The 15,663-nt window shown below is 74.7% G+C and carries 5 protein-coding genes; all 5 read left to right on the top strand.

Translation table 11 applies throughout. The features are described 5' to 3' along the window. The first annotated feature begins 134 nt into the window (after positions 1-134). Positions 135-8,183, top strand: coding sequence for an SDR family NAD(P)-dependent oxidoreductase (locus ACZ6CZ_RS36350; RefSeq protein ID WP_469030092.1), 8,049 nt, complete (start codon positions 135-137; stop codon positions 8,181-8,183). Between the two features lie 173 nt (positions 8,184-8,356). Then, a complete protein-coding gene (locus tag ACZ6CZ_RS36345; RefSeq protein WP_469030089.1) occupies positions 8,357-9,223 on the top strand; it encodes a hypothetical protein in 867 nt (288 codons plus the stop codon). A 52-nt stretch (positions 9,224-9,275) separates the two neighbouring features. Then, positions 9,276-12,413, top strand: coding sequence for a non-ribosomal peptide synthetase (locus ACZ6CZ_RS36340; RefSeq protein ID WP_469030086.1), 3,138 nt, complete (start codon positions 9,276-9,278; stop codon positions 12,411-12,413). After that, on the top strand, positions 12,413-15,532 hold the full coding sequence (locus tag ACZ6CZ_RS36335) for a type I polyketide synthase (protein ID WP_469030084.1): 3,120 nt from the start codon (positions 12,413-12,415) through the stop codon (positions 15,530-15,532). Before ACZ6CZ_RS36340 ends, ACZ6CZ_RS36335 begins: the two co-directional genes overlap by 1 nt. 12 nt (positions 15,533-15,544) lie before the next feature. Further along, a partial coding sequence (locus ACZ6CZ_RS36330; RefSeq protein ID WP_469030095.1) for a beta-ketoacyl synthase N-terminal-like domain-containing protein occupies positions 15,545-15,663 on the top strand: 119 nt, incomplete at its 3' end.

Raw genomic sequence — 15,663 nt, 5'->3', positions numbered from 1 at the left:
CCACCACCGACCGCACCCTCACCCTCACCACCGACACCCTCACCCTCGGCCAACTCACCCTGCACCCCCTCACCCCCGGCCAACTGCGCTCGGCGCGTCCCGGGGTCTCGGACACGCTGCATGCCGTCGCCTGGGTGCCGATCGCGGAGTCGGAGCAGGCGTCGGACGCGGCCGAAGACAGCGCGGGGGGTCTGCGTACCGCGGTGATCGGCCCGGAGAGTTCGGCGCTCGTGGGCGCCCTGGGCGAGGGCACTCCCCGGTACGCCGACCTCGACGGGCTGCTCGCGGGGGACCGGGACGCCGTACCGGACGCCGTGTTCGTGGACCTGTGCCGGGCGGCGGCCGCCGGGGACGATGTCGTGGCGGCCACGCACACCGCCGTCGCCGAGGCGCTGGACCTGGTCCGGGGCTGGTCGGCGCAGACGCGGCCGGTGGCCGCGCGGCTCGTCGTGGTCACCCGGGGCACACAGGCGACCCGGCCCGGTGAGGCGGTCACCGATCTGCCCGGCGCGGCGGTGTGGGGACTGATCCGTACCGCCCAGAGCGAGTCGCCCGGCTGCTTCACCCTGCTCGACCTCGGTGCCGGCGGTGAGGACCTGGCTGCCCGGGCCGCCGCCCTGCGCGCGGCCGCGACCACGTCCGAGGGCCAACTCGTCCTGCGCGACGGCGAGGTGCGCGGCAACCGGCTCGTCAAGGCGGCCGCCGACAGCGTCCTCGTGCCCCCGGCCGGTACGGACGGCTGGCACCTCGGCAGCACCGGGAAGGGCACCCTCGACAAGGTCGCGCTCGTCGCGTCCCCGTCGGCCACCGCGCCGCTGGCCGCGGGGCAGGTGCGGGTGGCCGTACGCGCGGTCGGGCTCAACTTCCGTGACGTGCTGATCGCCCTCGGCAGTTACCCCGGCGAGGCACCGATGGGCAGCGAGGGTGCCGGTGTCGTGGTGGAGACCGGGCCCGGGGTGAGCCGGTTCGCGCCCGGCGACCGGGTGATGGGGCTGCTGGGTGACGGGGGCGGGCCCGTGGCCGTCACCGACCACCGCACGCTGGTGCGCGTGCCGGGCGACTGGACGTTCGCCCAGGCCGCCGCGGCACCCATCGTCTTCCTCACCGCGTACTACGGGCTGGTGGACCTGGCGGGGCTGCGGGCCGGGGAGCGGCTGCTGGTGCACGCCGCGGCCGGCGGTGTGGGGATGGCGGCCGTGCAGATCGCCCGGCACCTGGGCGCGGAGGTGTACGGCACCGCCTCACCCGGCAAGCAGGACACCCTGCGCGCCCTCGGCCTGGACGACGCCCACCTCGCCAACTCCCGCACCACCGACTTCGAACAGCACTTCCTCACCGGCACCGGCACCGGCGGCCAGGGCATGGACGTCGTCCTCGACGCGCTCGCCCGCGAGTTCGTGGACGCCTCACTGCGGCTGCTGCCGCGCGGCGGACGCTTCCTGGAGATCGGCAAGGCGGACATCCGTGACCCCGGCGAGGTCGCCGTCCGGCACCCGGGCGTGGCCTACCAGGCGTACGACCTCATGGACGCCGGTCCCGAGCGGATCCAGGAGATGCTGGAGGAGCTGATCGCGCTGTTCGAGAGCGGGGCGCTGACGCCGCTGCCGGTCGCCGCCTGGGACGTACGGCAGGCCCGTGACGCCTACCGGCACATGAGCCAGGCCCGGCACACCGGGAAGGTGACGCTGACGGTGCCGCGGGGGCTGGACGTGCGGGGCACGGTCCTGATCACCGGGGCCACCGGCTCCCTGGGCCGCCTCCTCGCCCACCACCTCGTCACCGAACACGGCATCCGCCACCTGCTCCTCACCAGCCGCCGCGGACCCGACGCCGACACCGCCCCCGAACTCCTCAGCACCCTCACCGACGCCGGCGCACAACCCCGCCTCGTCGCCTGCGACACCGCCGACCCCACCGCCCTCACCCACCTCATCGACTCCGTCGACCCCGACCACCCCCTCACCGCCGTCATCCACACCGCCGGCGTCCTCGACGACACCCTCCTCACCACCCTCACCCCCGACCGCCTCACCCACGTCCTGCGCCCCAAGGTCGACGCCGCCTGGCACCTGCACCGCCTCACCGCCCACCTCGACCTCGCCGCCTTCGTCCTGTACTCCTCCGCCGCCGGCCTCCTCGGCAACGCCGGCCAGGCCAACTACGCCGCCGCCAACACCTTCCTCGACGCCCTCGCCCACCACCGCCACACCCACGGCCTGCCCGCCACCTCCCTCGCCTGGGGCCTGTGGCACACCACCCACGGCATGGCCGGACACCTCGGTGCCGCGGAGCTGGCCCGGATGAGCGCGACCGGCATCGCCCCGCTCACCGCCGAACAGGGCCTGGCCGCCCTGGACGCCGCGCTCGGCCACCACCGGCCCGCCCTGGTGCCCGTGACCGTGGATCCGCCCGCCCTGCGTGCCCGCGCCGCGAACGGCACGCTTCCCCCGCTGCTCAGCGGCCTGCTGCGAAACCCGGTCCGGCGCACGGAGAAGGGCGCCGCCGGGACCGGCGAGCAGGCCCTGACCGCCCGGCTCGCCCGCCTCACCGAGACCGAACAGCAGCAGGCGCTGCTCGATGTCGTACGGACCGAGGTGGACGCCGTACTCGGCCGCACCGGAGGCGGCAGCCTCGACGCGGGGCGCGCGTTCAAGACGATGGGCTTCGACTCGCTGTCCGCCGTCGAACTGCGCAACCGCCTCAGCGCCGCCACCGGCCGCCGCCTGTCACCCACGCTGATCTTCGACCACCCCACCCCGGCCGCGCTCGCCGCCCACCTGCGCGAGGGACTGGTGGGCGCTGCCCCGGCCGCCGCACCGCCCACCGAGCGGCCCGCACCGGCCACCGGCGACGACCCCATCGCCATCGTCGGCATGGCCTGCCGCTTCCCCGGCGGCGCGGACAGCCCGGAGCGGCTGTGGCGGGTGCTGGCGGACGGCGTGGACACGGTGGGGGAGTTCCCCGCCGACCGCGGCTGGTCCTCGGACCTGTACGACCCCGACCCGGAGTCCGCCGGCCACTCGTACACCCGCCAGGGCGGATTCCTGTACGACGCCGCCGAGTTCGACGCGGACTTCTTCGGCATCAACCCGCGCGAGGCCGTCGCCATGGACCCCCAGCAACGCCTGCTGCTGGAGACGGCCTGGGAGGCGCTGGAGCGGGCCGGCATCGACCCGCACACCCTGCGCGGCAGCGACACCGGCGTCTACGCCGGAGTGATCACCGGCGACTACGTCACCCGGGTCGGTGAACTGCCCGACGGCATCGAGGGGTACGTCTCCACCGGCACCACCACCAGCATCGCCTCCGGCCGCGTCGCCTACACCCTCGGCCTCGAGGGCCCGGCGATCACCGTCGACACCGCCTGCTCCTCCTCCCTGGTCGCCCTGCACCTCGCCGCCCAGGCCCTGCGTCAGGGCGAGTGCTCGCTGGCCCTGGTGGGCGGAGCCACCGTGATGGCGGGCCCGGTCAACTTCATCGAGTTCTCCCGCCAGCGGGCCCTCTCGCCGGACGGCCGCTGCAAGGCCTTCGCCGAGTCCGCCGACGGCACCGGCTGGGGCGAGGGCGTCGGCATGCTCCTCGTCGAGCGCCTCTCCGACGCCCAGCGCCACGGCCACCCCGTCCTCGCCCTGGTGCGGGGCAGCGCCGTCAACCAGGACGGCGCGAGCAACGGCCTGACCGCCCCGAACGGCCCGGCTCAGCAGCGGGTCATCCGGCAGGCCCTGGCCAACGCCCGCCTGACCGGCGCCGACGTGGATGCCGTGGAGGCGCACGGCACGGGCACCAAGCTCGGCGACCCCATCGAGGCCCAGGCCCTCATCGCCACCTACGGGCAGGACCGCAGCCCCGAACGGCCCCTCTGGCTCGGCTCGCTCAAGTCCAACGTCGGCCACACGCTCGCCGCCGCCGGCGTCGGCGGAGTGATCAAGATGGTCCAGGCGATGCTGCACGGGGTGCTGCCTCGGACGCTGCACGTCGATGCGCCGAGTCCGCACGTGGACTGGTCGGCGGGGGCGGTGTCCCTGCTGACGGAGGAGCGTGACTGGCCAGAGGCGGACCGGCCGCGCCGGGCGGCGGTGTCGTCCTTCGGCATCAGCGGCACGAACGCCCACGTCATCATCGAGCAGGCGGCGGAAGCGGAGGCGGAGCCGGAGGCGGTTGTCGCCGGGGAGGGTGCGCAGGTTCCGGGTGTCGTGCCGTGGGTGCTGAGCGCCCGGTCGGCGGAGGCGCTGCGGGAGCAGGCGGTGCGGCTGCGGGAGTTCGTCACGGCGGATGCTTCGGCGGGCGTGCTGGATGTGGCCCGGTCCCTGGTGGAGACGCGGACGGTGTTCGAGCACCGGGCGGTCGCGCTCGGCAGCGGCCGGGACGAGCTTCTGGCTTCGCTGACGGCACTGGCGGACGGCGACGCACCGACCGGGGTGGCGGACTCGGGCCGTACGGCGTTCCTGTTCACGGGGCAGGGCAGTCAGCGGGCGGGGATGGGCCGGGAGCTGTATGCCGCCCAGCCTGTGTTCGCGGAGGCCTTCGACGCGGTGTGCGCGGTGGTCGACCCGTATCTGGAGCGGCCGTTGCGTGAGGTCGTCTTCGGCGACTCGAACCTGCTCGACCAGACGCAGTACACGCAGGTGGCGCTGTTCGCGGTGGAGACGGCGCTGTTCCGGCTGGTGGAGGCGTTCGGGCTGCGCCCGGACGTGCTGATCGGGCATTCCATCGGTGAGCTGAGCGCCGCGCATGTCGCGGGGGTGCTGTCGCTGGAGGACGCGGGCAGGCTCGTCGCCGCGCGGGGCCGGCTGATGCAGGCCGCACGTGATGGCGGGGCGATGCTCGCGGTGGCCGCACCGGAAGCTGTAGTGGCTCCGGTCATCGGTGAGTATGCGGGCCGGGTGGATCTGGCCGCGGTGAACGGTCCCGCGGCGGTCGTCGTCTCCGGTGACGCGGACGCGGTCGAGGAAATCGCGGAACGCTTCCGCGCCGAGGGCGTGAAGGTGAAACGCCTCACCGTCAGCCACGCCTTCCACTCCCCCCACATGGACGAGGTGCTGGAGGAGTTCACCCAGCTCGCCTCGACACTCACCTTCCACGCCCCGCTCATTCCGATCGTCTCCAACGTCACCGGGCGACTGGCGACCACCGAGGAGCTGACGGACCCGGGCTACTGGGCCCGGCACATCCGTGGCACCGTCCGCTTCCACGACGGCATCCAGACCCTCGCCGGCGAACAGGGCGTGAGCCGGTACGTCGAACTCGGCCCCGACCCCGTACTGACCACCATGGTGCAAGGCGCGCTGAACGCTGGTGAGTTCACCGCCGCTGCCCTGCTGAAGCGGGACGAGAACGAAGAACGCACCTTCCTTTCCGCCCTGGCCACCGCCCACGCCACCGGCGCCGAAGTCGACTGGACTCCCCTGCTCACCGGTGGCCGGCGCACCCCGCTACCCACCTACGCCTTCCAGCGTGAGCGGTACTGGCTTCAGGGCACCACCCGCAGTGACGTCACCGGAGCCGGTCTGGATGCGGCAGCTCACCCCCTGCTCGGTGCACAGGTCGAACTCGCCGACTCCGGACACCTCCTGCTCACCGGCCGGCTGTCGTTGGCCTCCCAGCCGTGGCTGGCCGACCACGCCATCGCCGGAACCGTGCTCCTGCCCGGCACCGCACTGGTCGACCTCGCCCTGCACACCGCCACCCACACCGGCCACACCACCGTCGACGACCTCACCCTCCTCACCCCCCTCGTCCTCGACGAAGACACGGCACTCACCCTCCAGATCACCGCCCAGCCCGCCGCCGACGACGGCACCCGCGCCCTGACCGTGCACACCCGCCCCGCCGACAGCGACGACGCGGCCTGGACCCTGCACGCCACCGCCACCCTCACCACCACCGACACCCAAGCCACCCCCACCCCCGCCGCCTGGCCCCCACCCGGCAGCGAACCCGTCGACCTCACCGGCCTCTACGACCGCCTCACCGACCACGGCTACGACTACGGCCCCACCTTCCAAAACCTCACCCACCTCACCAAGGACCCGGCCACCGGCGCCCTCCACGCCACCGTCACCCTCCCCGACTCCCTCGACCCCGCCGGGCACACCGTCCACCCCGCCCTCCTCGACGCGGCCCTCCACGCCCTCCTCGCCACCACCCCCGACCTCACCGACACCCTCATCCCCCACACCTGGAACGCCATCACCACCCACACCCCCACCACCCACCACACCGACCGCACCCTCCACGTCACCCTCACCCCCACCACCGACCGCACCCTCACCCTCACCACCGACACCCTCACCCTCGGCCAACTCACCCTCGCCGCAGCCCACCGGCAGGCCACCGCCGTTCCGCTGCACGAGCTGGTCTGGAAGCAGGTGGAACTGCCGGACGGGGCGGTCGACCTGGCGGCTGAGGCGGCCGTGTGGGGTCCGGACCCGCTGGGTGCCGGTGCCGCGCTCGGGGTCGCCGGCGCCGAACCCGGCACGCCCCGCCGCTACGCGCTGCTGGCCTGCGACGACGACGTGACGGACAGCGCGGGTGCCCTCGCCGGGGTGCGGCGTCTGCTGGCGCGGGTGCAGGACTGGCTCGCGGACCCGGCGCAGGACGGCTCGATCCTGGTGCTGCTGAGCGGGAACGCCGTGAACGCCGTACCCGGTGTCCTCGCCGCGCACGGCCTGCTGCGTACCGTCGCCGCCGAGCACCCCGGCCGGGTGGTGATCGTCGGGCTCGATCCCGGGGACGAGGCCGCCTGGCGGACGCTGCCGCGCGCCCTCGCCGCGGGCGAGCCGGAACTGCGGATCAGCGGTGGGGAGGTGACCGTACCCCGGCTGGCGCCCGCCGAGACGCCGGTCGCCGCTGCCACGGACCTGGAGCCGGAGGGCACCGTCCTTCTCACCGGCGCCACCGGCGCCCTCGGCGGGGCGGTCGCCCGGCACCTGGTCGCCGCGCACGGGGTGCGCCACCTGCTGCTCGTCAGCCGTCGCGGTCCGGACGCCGACGGAGCCGGTGCACTCCTCGCCCAGCTGCACGACGCGGGCGCGCAGGCCCGGCTGGTGGCCTGTGACACCGCCGACCCCGCCGCCCTCGCCCACCTGGTCGCCTCCGTCGATCCCGCCCATCCGCTGACCGCCGTGGTGCACACCGCCGGTGTGCTGGACGACGGTGTGGTGCAGTCGCTCGACGCCGAGCGCCTGGCTCGGGTGTGGCGGCCGAAGGCGGACGGCGCCTGGCAGCTGCACCGGCTCACCCGAGACCTCGGTCTGCGCGCGTTCGTGCTGTTCTCCTCGGTCGCCGGGCAGACCGGCAACGCCGGCCAGGCCAACTACGCCGCCGCCAACGCCTACCTGGACGGTCTCGCCGAGTACCGCCACGCCCAGGGACTGGCCGCGACCTCCATCGCCTGGGGGCTGTGGAGCGGCACCGGTGAGCGGGACGGGATGGGGGCGGCCCGGACCGGGCTGGGCGGGCTGCGGGCGCTCGCGGTGAGCGAGGGCCTGGCGCTGCTGGACGCCGCGCTCGGCGCGGACCGGCCGGTCCTGGTCGCTGCCCGGTTCGACCTGCCCGCGCTGCGGGAGCGGGCCGACGCGGGCACCCTGCCGGCGCGGCTGCGCGGGCTGGTGCGCCGTACGGCGGCGCACGGCCCGGGGCGGGCCGCGGTGCCGCTGGCCGAGCAGCTGGCCGGGCTGGCGGAGGAGGAGCAGTCGCAGGTGTGCCTGCGGCTGGTGCGCTCCACCGTGGCGGCGGTGCTCGGACATCCCGACGACAGCCGTATCGAGGACGAACAGCCCTTCAAGAGCCTGGGCTTCGACTCGCTGACCGCGGTGGAGCTGCGCAACCGGCTCAGCGCGGTGACCGGCGGTCCGCTGCCCGCGACGCTGGTCTTCGACCACCCCACGCCCGCCGACCTCGCCGACTTCCTGTGCACGACGCACCGCCCGGCCTCGGCACCGCAGCCGCTGCTCGCCGAACTGGACCGGCTGGAGGCGGCGTTGGCCACCGGACCCGGCGAGGAGCTGCGCCGCTCGGTCGCCGCCCGGCTGGAACGGCTGCTGGCCGCCTGGTCGGCGCAGGAGCGCGACGGGCAGGACCCGGCCGCCGGTGCGGAGGCCGACGCGGTCGCCCGTATCCAGGGCGCCTCGGCCGCGGAGATCCTCGAGCTGATCGACGAGGAATTCGGGCGGCCCGCATGAACCGACCCGTCCGCCGGACACCCCCCGGGGCGGTGGCGCCCCGCACGGCCGGGACCCACCCGCCGGGCCCGCCCCGGCCGCCCGGCCCAGCGCACCCGCCCGGCGGACCGGCGGCGCCGGCGACGACGCCGTACACCCCCTCGCCATCGACTCCGACAGAACGGGACCACCCCATGACCAAGGCAACGGCCGCCGCGACGGCCACCGTCACGGCACCCGCCACCTGGAACGTGCTCCTCGACGACGACCCGGCGTCCGTGGTCCTCGCGGCCGACTTCGACGCCAGCGGCCGCGCCGAGGCCCGGTTCACCGACCTCGCCGGACACCTCGGCGACGGCCTGACCCTGTGGGAGACCGTCCCGCAGGCCGTCGCCACCCGGCCCGACCTGCCCGCCGAGGCCTACATCAAGCAGTGGACGGACGAGGTGCGGGCCGGCGGCCGCCGGGTCCGCGCGGTCCTCGGGTTCTGCGCGGGCAGCGTCTACGCGGCCGCGCTCGCCCAGGAGGTCGAGGCCTGGCAGGGCAGCTACCCGCTGACCGTGCTGTTCGACCCCGAGCGCGCCTCCGCGGCCAGCATGTACTGGCAGTTCCACAAGGCCGTCGGCCAGATGACGCCGACCGTCGGCCCGATCGCGACCGGTGCCGCGCAGGACGCCGGGCAGCGCGCCCAGGAGGACAGCCCGAACCTGGCCGACCTGGCCCGCAGGCTGCTGCTGCTCTACCACGGCGTGGCGGAGAAGGCCTTCGACAAGCTCGGCCTCGACGCCGCGCGCCGGGCCGAACTGACCGAGACGGCCGGGGCGTTCCTGTCCTACCTGGCCACTGCCGAGCAGATCGAACCGCTGCCGGCCTGGGGGCGCTCCACCGTGATCACCTCCGCCACCCCGACCAGCGGCCTCAACGCGCTGCGCGCCCTGCACCCGGGCCAGTTCGACGACCTGCCCGCCGAGGAACTGCGCTTCGACGTCGCCCACGTCGACCTGCTGCGCACCGCGGAGATCGGCCGGAGCGTCGCCCGCCTGATCAAGGACCGCACCTGACCTCCAGCCAGCGAAGCCCGACCGCGCCTTTCGACCTGCGAAGGAAACCGGAATGCTCACCACTCCCACGTCGCCGGTGAACGCCCCGGCGCCCGCTCTCGTCGCGGCCAACCGCAAGGAGCAGGCGCTGTGGCTGCTCGAACAGCTCGTCCCCGACAGCGCGGTCAACAACCTCTCCATCGTCTTCACCGCCGAGGGCACGCTGGGCGAGTGGGAGATCCAGCAGTCCCTCGACGCCCTGCTGGCCCGGCACGACATCCTGCGCACGGTCTTCTACGGCACCGCCGCGGGCCTGGTGAAGCAGGTGGTGCCGGCCGCACGGTTCACCGTCCCGGTGCGGGTGCGGGAGATCGGCGCGGACGCGGCCGACGCGGAGATCGACGCGGTGGTGCGCGAACCCTTCGCCTTCGACGGCACGCCCCTGGTGCGCGCCGCCCACCTCCAGGGCCCCGACGGCGACGTGGTCTGCGTCGTCGTCCACCACATCGTCTTCGACACCGTCTCCTCCGCGATCCTGCTCCAGGAGTTCATCGAGGCGTACGAGGCCGTGTCGGCCGGGCTCGGCATCCCCGACGGACTGCGCGAGGTCCAGCCGGTGCTGCGGTCCACTCCCTACGAGGAGGCGAGCCTCACGTACTGGCGCGAGCACCTCAAGGGCTTCGACCCGAGCGCGCTCGGCCTGGACTGCGGCACCGAGGACGTTCCGGAACCCACCCTGACCGGCGACTACGTCCTGCACTCCCTGACCCCGCAGGCGCACGAGGCGGTCCGGCGGATGCAGCGCGAACTGCGCGCACCGGAGGCGGTCGTCCTGCTCGCCGCCTACTACCTGCTGCTCGCCCGGCACGGCGCCGGACCCGACATCGTCGTCGGCTCCCCGGTCAACGTCCGCGGCCGGAACGCCCCGCGGGCCATCGGCTACCACGTCAACACCCTCCCGCTGCGCGCCCACGTCGACCTCGACGCCGGCTTCGGCGACCTCACCGCCCGGGCCCGCGACGCCTTCTTCGGTGCGATGACCCACACCGACGTACCCGTCGACGCGCTGCTGCCCGAGGTCCAGCACACCGGCGCGTCCTGGCGCAACACCGTCTTCCGGCACCTGTTCAACTACGTGCCGGACGCGGGCCCCGAGCACTTCGAGATCGACGGCACCCCCGCCCGCCGGCTCCTCGTGGAGAACGGGCACAGCAAGTTCGACCTCGAATTCTTCTTCTTCTCCTCACCCGAGGAGATCAAGATCCGCGGAGTCTTCTACACCGAGATCCTCAGCCGCACCGACACCGAGTTCCTCCTCGAGCGCTACGACGCCCTCCTCGTCGCGCTCGGCGAGGAGCCGCAGCGGCCGATGGGCGAGATCCCGGTGCACAGCGAGTGCGACACGGCGGTCATCGCCGCCGCCAACGACACCGGCCGCGAGGTCAGCCCCGCCACCCTGCTCCAGGCCGTCTCCCGCAGCGTGCGCCGCACACCCGGCGCGCCGGCCGTGGTCACCGGCGACCGCGAGACCTCCTACGGCTCCCTGTGGGCGGCCGCGCTCACCGACCGCGACCGGCTCACCGCCGCCGGCGTCACCCCGGGCTCCGTCGTCGCCGTCGCCGGACGCCGCGGCCCCGAACTGGCCGCCGCCGTCCTCGGCACCTGGCTGGCCGGCGCCGCCTACGTCGCCCTCGACCCCGACCACCCGGCCCGGCGCACCGCCTACCTGCTGGCGGACTCCGGCGCCGGCGCCGTCCTCGCCGCCGACGGCGTCGAGGTGCAGGCCGGACCCGGCATCCCCGTCCTTCCCATGGCGGCACCCGGCGAGCCCACGGCCGTACCGGCGCCCGCCGACCTCGCCGCCGCGCCCGGACCGGACGACACCGCGTTCCTCATCTACACCTCCGGCTCCACCGGACAGCCCAAGGGCACCGTCATCACCCACCGCGGCGTCGCCAACGTCATCGCGCACTTCGCCGGCGAACTGCGCGCCGCGCCCGGCGAGACCACCCTGTGGCTGACCACCTTCACCTTCGACATCTCCTCCGTGGAGCTGTACCTGCCGCTGGTCAGCGGCGGCCGGGTCGCCGTCGCCCCGGACACCGCCCGCACCGACGGCCGGGTCCTGCGCGAGGTCCTCACCCGCCACGGCGTCGACATCCTCCAGGCCACCCCCACCACCTGGCGGATCATCACCGACGCGGCCGAGGACCTGCTCGCCGGACGCCGCGGCCTCACCGGCGGCGAACCCCTGCCGCCCGCACTCGCCCGCCGGATCACCGCCGCCGGCTGCGAACTGCGCAACGCCTACGCCCCCTCCGAGACCACCGTCTACTCCACCTCCGGACTCGTCCCCGACGACGCCACCCGCGTCGACATCGGCCGCCCCCTCAGCAACACCGTCGCCTTCGTCGCCGACGAGGCCGGCCGGGAACTGCCCGTCGGCGTGCGCGGCGAACTGTGCATCGCCGGGCACGGGGTGGCCGCCGGCTACCACGGCCGGCCCGAGCTGACCGCCGAACGCTTCGCCGTCCACCCCGTCCACGGCCGCTTCTACCGCACCGGTGACCTCGCCTGCTGGCTGCCCACCGGCGAACTCGAACTGCACGGCCGGGTCGACCGGCAGGTCAAGGTGCGCGGCAACCGCATCGAACTCGGCGAGGTCGAGGCCGTACTGCTGGAACACCCGGACGTGTCCGGCGCCGCCGTCGTCGTCGACGACGCACCCACCGGGCCCGCCCTGGTCGCCTTCCTCGTGCCCGCCGACGGCGCCGCACCCGACGACCTGCCCGCCCGGCTCTGGCAGCACGCCCGCGCCGCCCTGCCCGGAGCCGCCGTACCGCAGGAGTACCTGACCGTGACCGCCTTCCCCACCACCGTCAGCCAGAAGACCGACCACCGGGCGCTGACCCGGCTGGCCGCCGAACGGCGCGCCGCCCGCGCCGCCGCCGGACCCGGCGCCGAGGACGGCGACGAGGTGACGGCCGGACTCGTCGCCCTGTGGCGGGAACTGCTCCAGCGCAACGACGTCGACGCCACCGCCAACTTCTTCGCCCACGGCGGCCACTCCCTGCTCGGCGCCCAGCTCGTGCAGCGCGTCGAGAGCCGCTTCCAGGTCACCGTCCGCATGGTCGACCTCTACAACGACGCCACCCCCGCGGGCATCGCCGCCCGCATCCGGGCGGCCCGGGCCACGGACGGAGCGGCGTGATGAGCGAACAGGACCCCAAACTCCTCGACTACCTCAAGCGGATGACCCTCGACCTGCGCGAGGCCCGCCGCCGCATCGACGAACTCGAGGACGCGGCCCACGAGCCCATCGCCGTCATCGGCATGAGCTGCGCCTACCCCGGCGGCGTCGCCTCCCCCGACGACCTGTGGCGGCTGGTCGCCGACGGCACCGACGCCGTCGGCGACTTCCCCGCCGACCGCGGCTGGGACCTCGCGGGCCTGTACGACCCCGACCCGGACGCCCCCGGCACCTGCTACACCCGCCAGGGCGGCTTCCTCGACGACGCCACCGCCTTCGACGCCGGCCTGTTCGGCATCACCCCCAAGGAAGCCCTCGCCATCGACCCCCAGCAGCGCCTCCTGCTGGAGCACAGCTGGGCCGCCGTCGAACGCGCCGGCACCGACCCGCGCACCCTGCGCGGCAGCCGCACCGGCGTCTACGTCGGCGTCATGTACAGCGACTACGGCTCCCGGCTGCGCCCCGCCCCCGCCGGCTACGAGGGCTACATCGGCGCCGGCAGCGCCCCCAGCGTCGCCTCCGGCCGGATCTCCTACTCGCTCGGCCTCGAAGGCCCCGCCCTCACCCTCGACACCGCCTGCTCCTCCTCCCTGGTCGCCCTGCACCTGGCCTGCCAGGCACTGCGCAGCGGCGAGTGCACCACCGCCCTGGCCGGCGGGGTCACCGTCATGGCCACCCCGGGCACCTTCGTCGAGTTCGCCCGGCAGCGCGGCCTGGCCCCCGACGGCCGCTGCAAGTCCTTCTCCGCCGACGCCGACGGCACCGGCTGGGCCGAAGGCGTCGGCGTGCTCTACCTGGAGCGGCTCAGCGACGCCCGCCGCGCCGGACACCGCGTCCTCGGCCTGCTGCGCGGCAGCGCCGTCAACCAGGACGGCGCCAGCAGCGGCCTGACCGCACCCAACGGGCCCTCCCAGCAGCGGGTCATCCAGGACGCGCTGGCCGACGCCCGCCTCACCGCCGGCGACATCGACGCCGTCGAGGCCCATGGCACCGGCACCACCCTCGGCGACCCCATCGAGGCCCAGGCCCTCCAGTCCGTCTACGGGCAGGGCCGCGACACCGCACGGCCGCTGCGCCTGGGCTCCCTGAAGTCCAACATCGGCCACGCCCAGGCCGCCGCGGGCGTCGGCGGGGTCATCAAGATGCTGATGGCCCTGCGACACGAGACGCTGCCGGCCACCCTGCACGCCGAACGCCCCACCGCCCACATCGACTGGTCCGCGGGCACCGTGGCCCTGCTCCACGACGCCATGCCCTGGCCGCGCGGCTCCCGGGCCCGCCGCGCGGGCGTGTCGTCCTTCGGCATCAGCGGCACCAACGCCCACGTCATCGTGGAGGAGGCACCGCGGACAGCCGCCGACGGGGCCACGCCCGGCTCCGGCCCGGCCCCCCTCGCCTGGCCGCTCGCCGCCCGCACCCCGCGCGGCCTGCGCGACCAGGCCACCCGGCTCGCCGCCCACCTGACCGCGCACCCGGCGCTCGCGCTCACCGACGTCGCCCACACCCTGGGCACCGGCCGCACCCCCTTCGAACACCGTGCGGTCGTCGTCGGCGGCGACCGCGACACGCTCGAGCGGGGCCTGGCCAAGCTGGCCCGCGGCAGCGGCGCACCGCAGGTCGTCCGCGGCGCCCCCGCCCCCGCGGGCCTGGCCCGCGCCCCGCTGGCCGCCCTGTTCTCCGGCCAGGGCTCCCAGCGCCCCGGCATGGGACGCGCCCTGCACGATCGCTTCCCCGTCTTCGCCGAGGCGTTCGACCAGGCCTGCGCCGCACTCGACCCGCACCTGGAACAGCCCTTGCGGCACGTCGTCCTCGACGAGCCCGGCCTGCTCGACCGCACCGCGTACACCCAGGCCGGCATCTTCGCCTTCGAGGTCGCCCAGTACCGGCTGCTCGAGGCGTTCGGGGTGCGGCCCGCCTTCCTCGCCGGACACTCCATCGGCGAACTCACCGCCGCCCACATCGCCGGCGTGTGGACCCTGGCGGAGGCAGCCGCGCTGGTCGCCGCCCGCGGCCGTCTCATGCAGGCGCTGCCGCCCGGCGGCGCGATGCTCGCCGTCCAGGCCTCCGCCGACGAGGTGGGGCCCCTGCTGGCCGGCCAGGAGGAGCGACTGTCCCTGGCCGCCGAGAACGGCCCCGCCTCGGTGGTCGTCTCCGGCGACACCGACGCCGTCGCCCGCGTCGCCGCCCACTTCACCGCACTGGGCCGTCGCACCAAGCGGCTGACGGTCAGTCACGCCTTCCACTCACCGCACATGGACGGCATGCTCGACGAGTTCGCCACCGTCGCCAAGGGCCTCACCTACGCCCCGCCGCGCATCCCGCTCGTCTCCAACCTCACCGGCACGGCCGCCACCGCCGAGGAACTGGCGACCCCCGAGTACTGGGTGCGCCACGTCCGCGACACCGTCCGCTTCGCCTCCGGCGTGGGCTGGCTCGCCGCCCAGGGCGTCGGCACCTACCTGGAGGTCGGCCCGGACGGCGTGCTCACCTCCATGGTCACCGAGTGCCTCGCCGGCGCCGCCGCGAACCAGGCCGAGGCGGTCCCGCTGGCCCGCCGCGACCAGGACGAGGCCACCGCCTTCCTCACCGCCCTGGCCCGGCTGCACATCCGCGGCACCGCCGTCGACTGGTCGGCGCAGACCGCCGGCCACACCGCCGCCCTGACCGAGCTGCCGCCGTACGCCTTCCAGCGCCGCCCCTACTGGCTCGACGAGGTCGCGCCCCCGCGCCGCACCACCGCGACCGCCGCCGCGGCGACGGCCGTGGCGGACGAGGCGGCCGACCCGGACGAGCCGGGCACGGCGGCCCGGATCGCCGCCGCCCCCGCCGCGGAACGGCGCCCGCTGCTGCTGTCCGTGCTGCGGGACCTGGCGGCCGAGGTGATGGGCGCGGACTCCGCGGCCGACGTACGGCCCGAGACACCGCTGCTGGAAATCGGGTTCACCTCCCTCATGGCGGTCGACCTCCGCAACAAGGCCAGCGAGGCCACCGGCCTCGATCTCCCGGCCACCATCGTGTACGACTGCCCGACCCTCGAATCCATAACGGAATACGTGGATTCCCTCATGACCAAGGAATGAGGCTCGCCCGTCATGTCGAAGAAGCAGGACGCCGTTGTGTCCGACGATGCCATTGCGGTGGTCGGTATGTCGTGCCGGGTTCCTGGTGCGGGGAGTGTGGGGGATTTGTGGGAGGTGTTGGCGTCGGGTCG

It is taken from the genome of Streptomyces sp. NPDC041135 (genome assembly GCF_055592085.1).
The sequence above is the reverse complement of the archived record's forward strand: the minus strand, read 5'-3'. Positions and strand labels throughout refer to the sequence as shown.

What these genes read in the sequence shown, in the direction of transcription:
- ACZ6CZ_RS36345 (WP_469030089.1), top strand. Translation starts at nt 8,357, where the DNA reads ATGACCAAGGCAACGGCCGCCGCGACGGCCACCGTCACGGCACCCGCC.
- ACZ6CZ_RS36340 (WP_469030086.1), top strand. Translation starts at nt 9,276, where the DNA reads ATGCTCACCACTCCCACGTCGCCGGTGAACGCCCCGGCGCCCGCTCTC.
- ACZ6CZ_RS36335 (WP_469030084.1), top strand. Translation starts at nt 12,413, where the DNA reads ATGAGCGAACAGGACCCCAAACTCCTCGACTACCTCAAGCGGATGACC.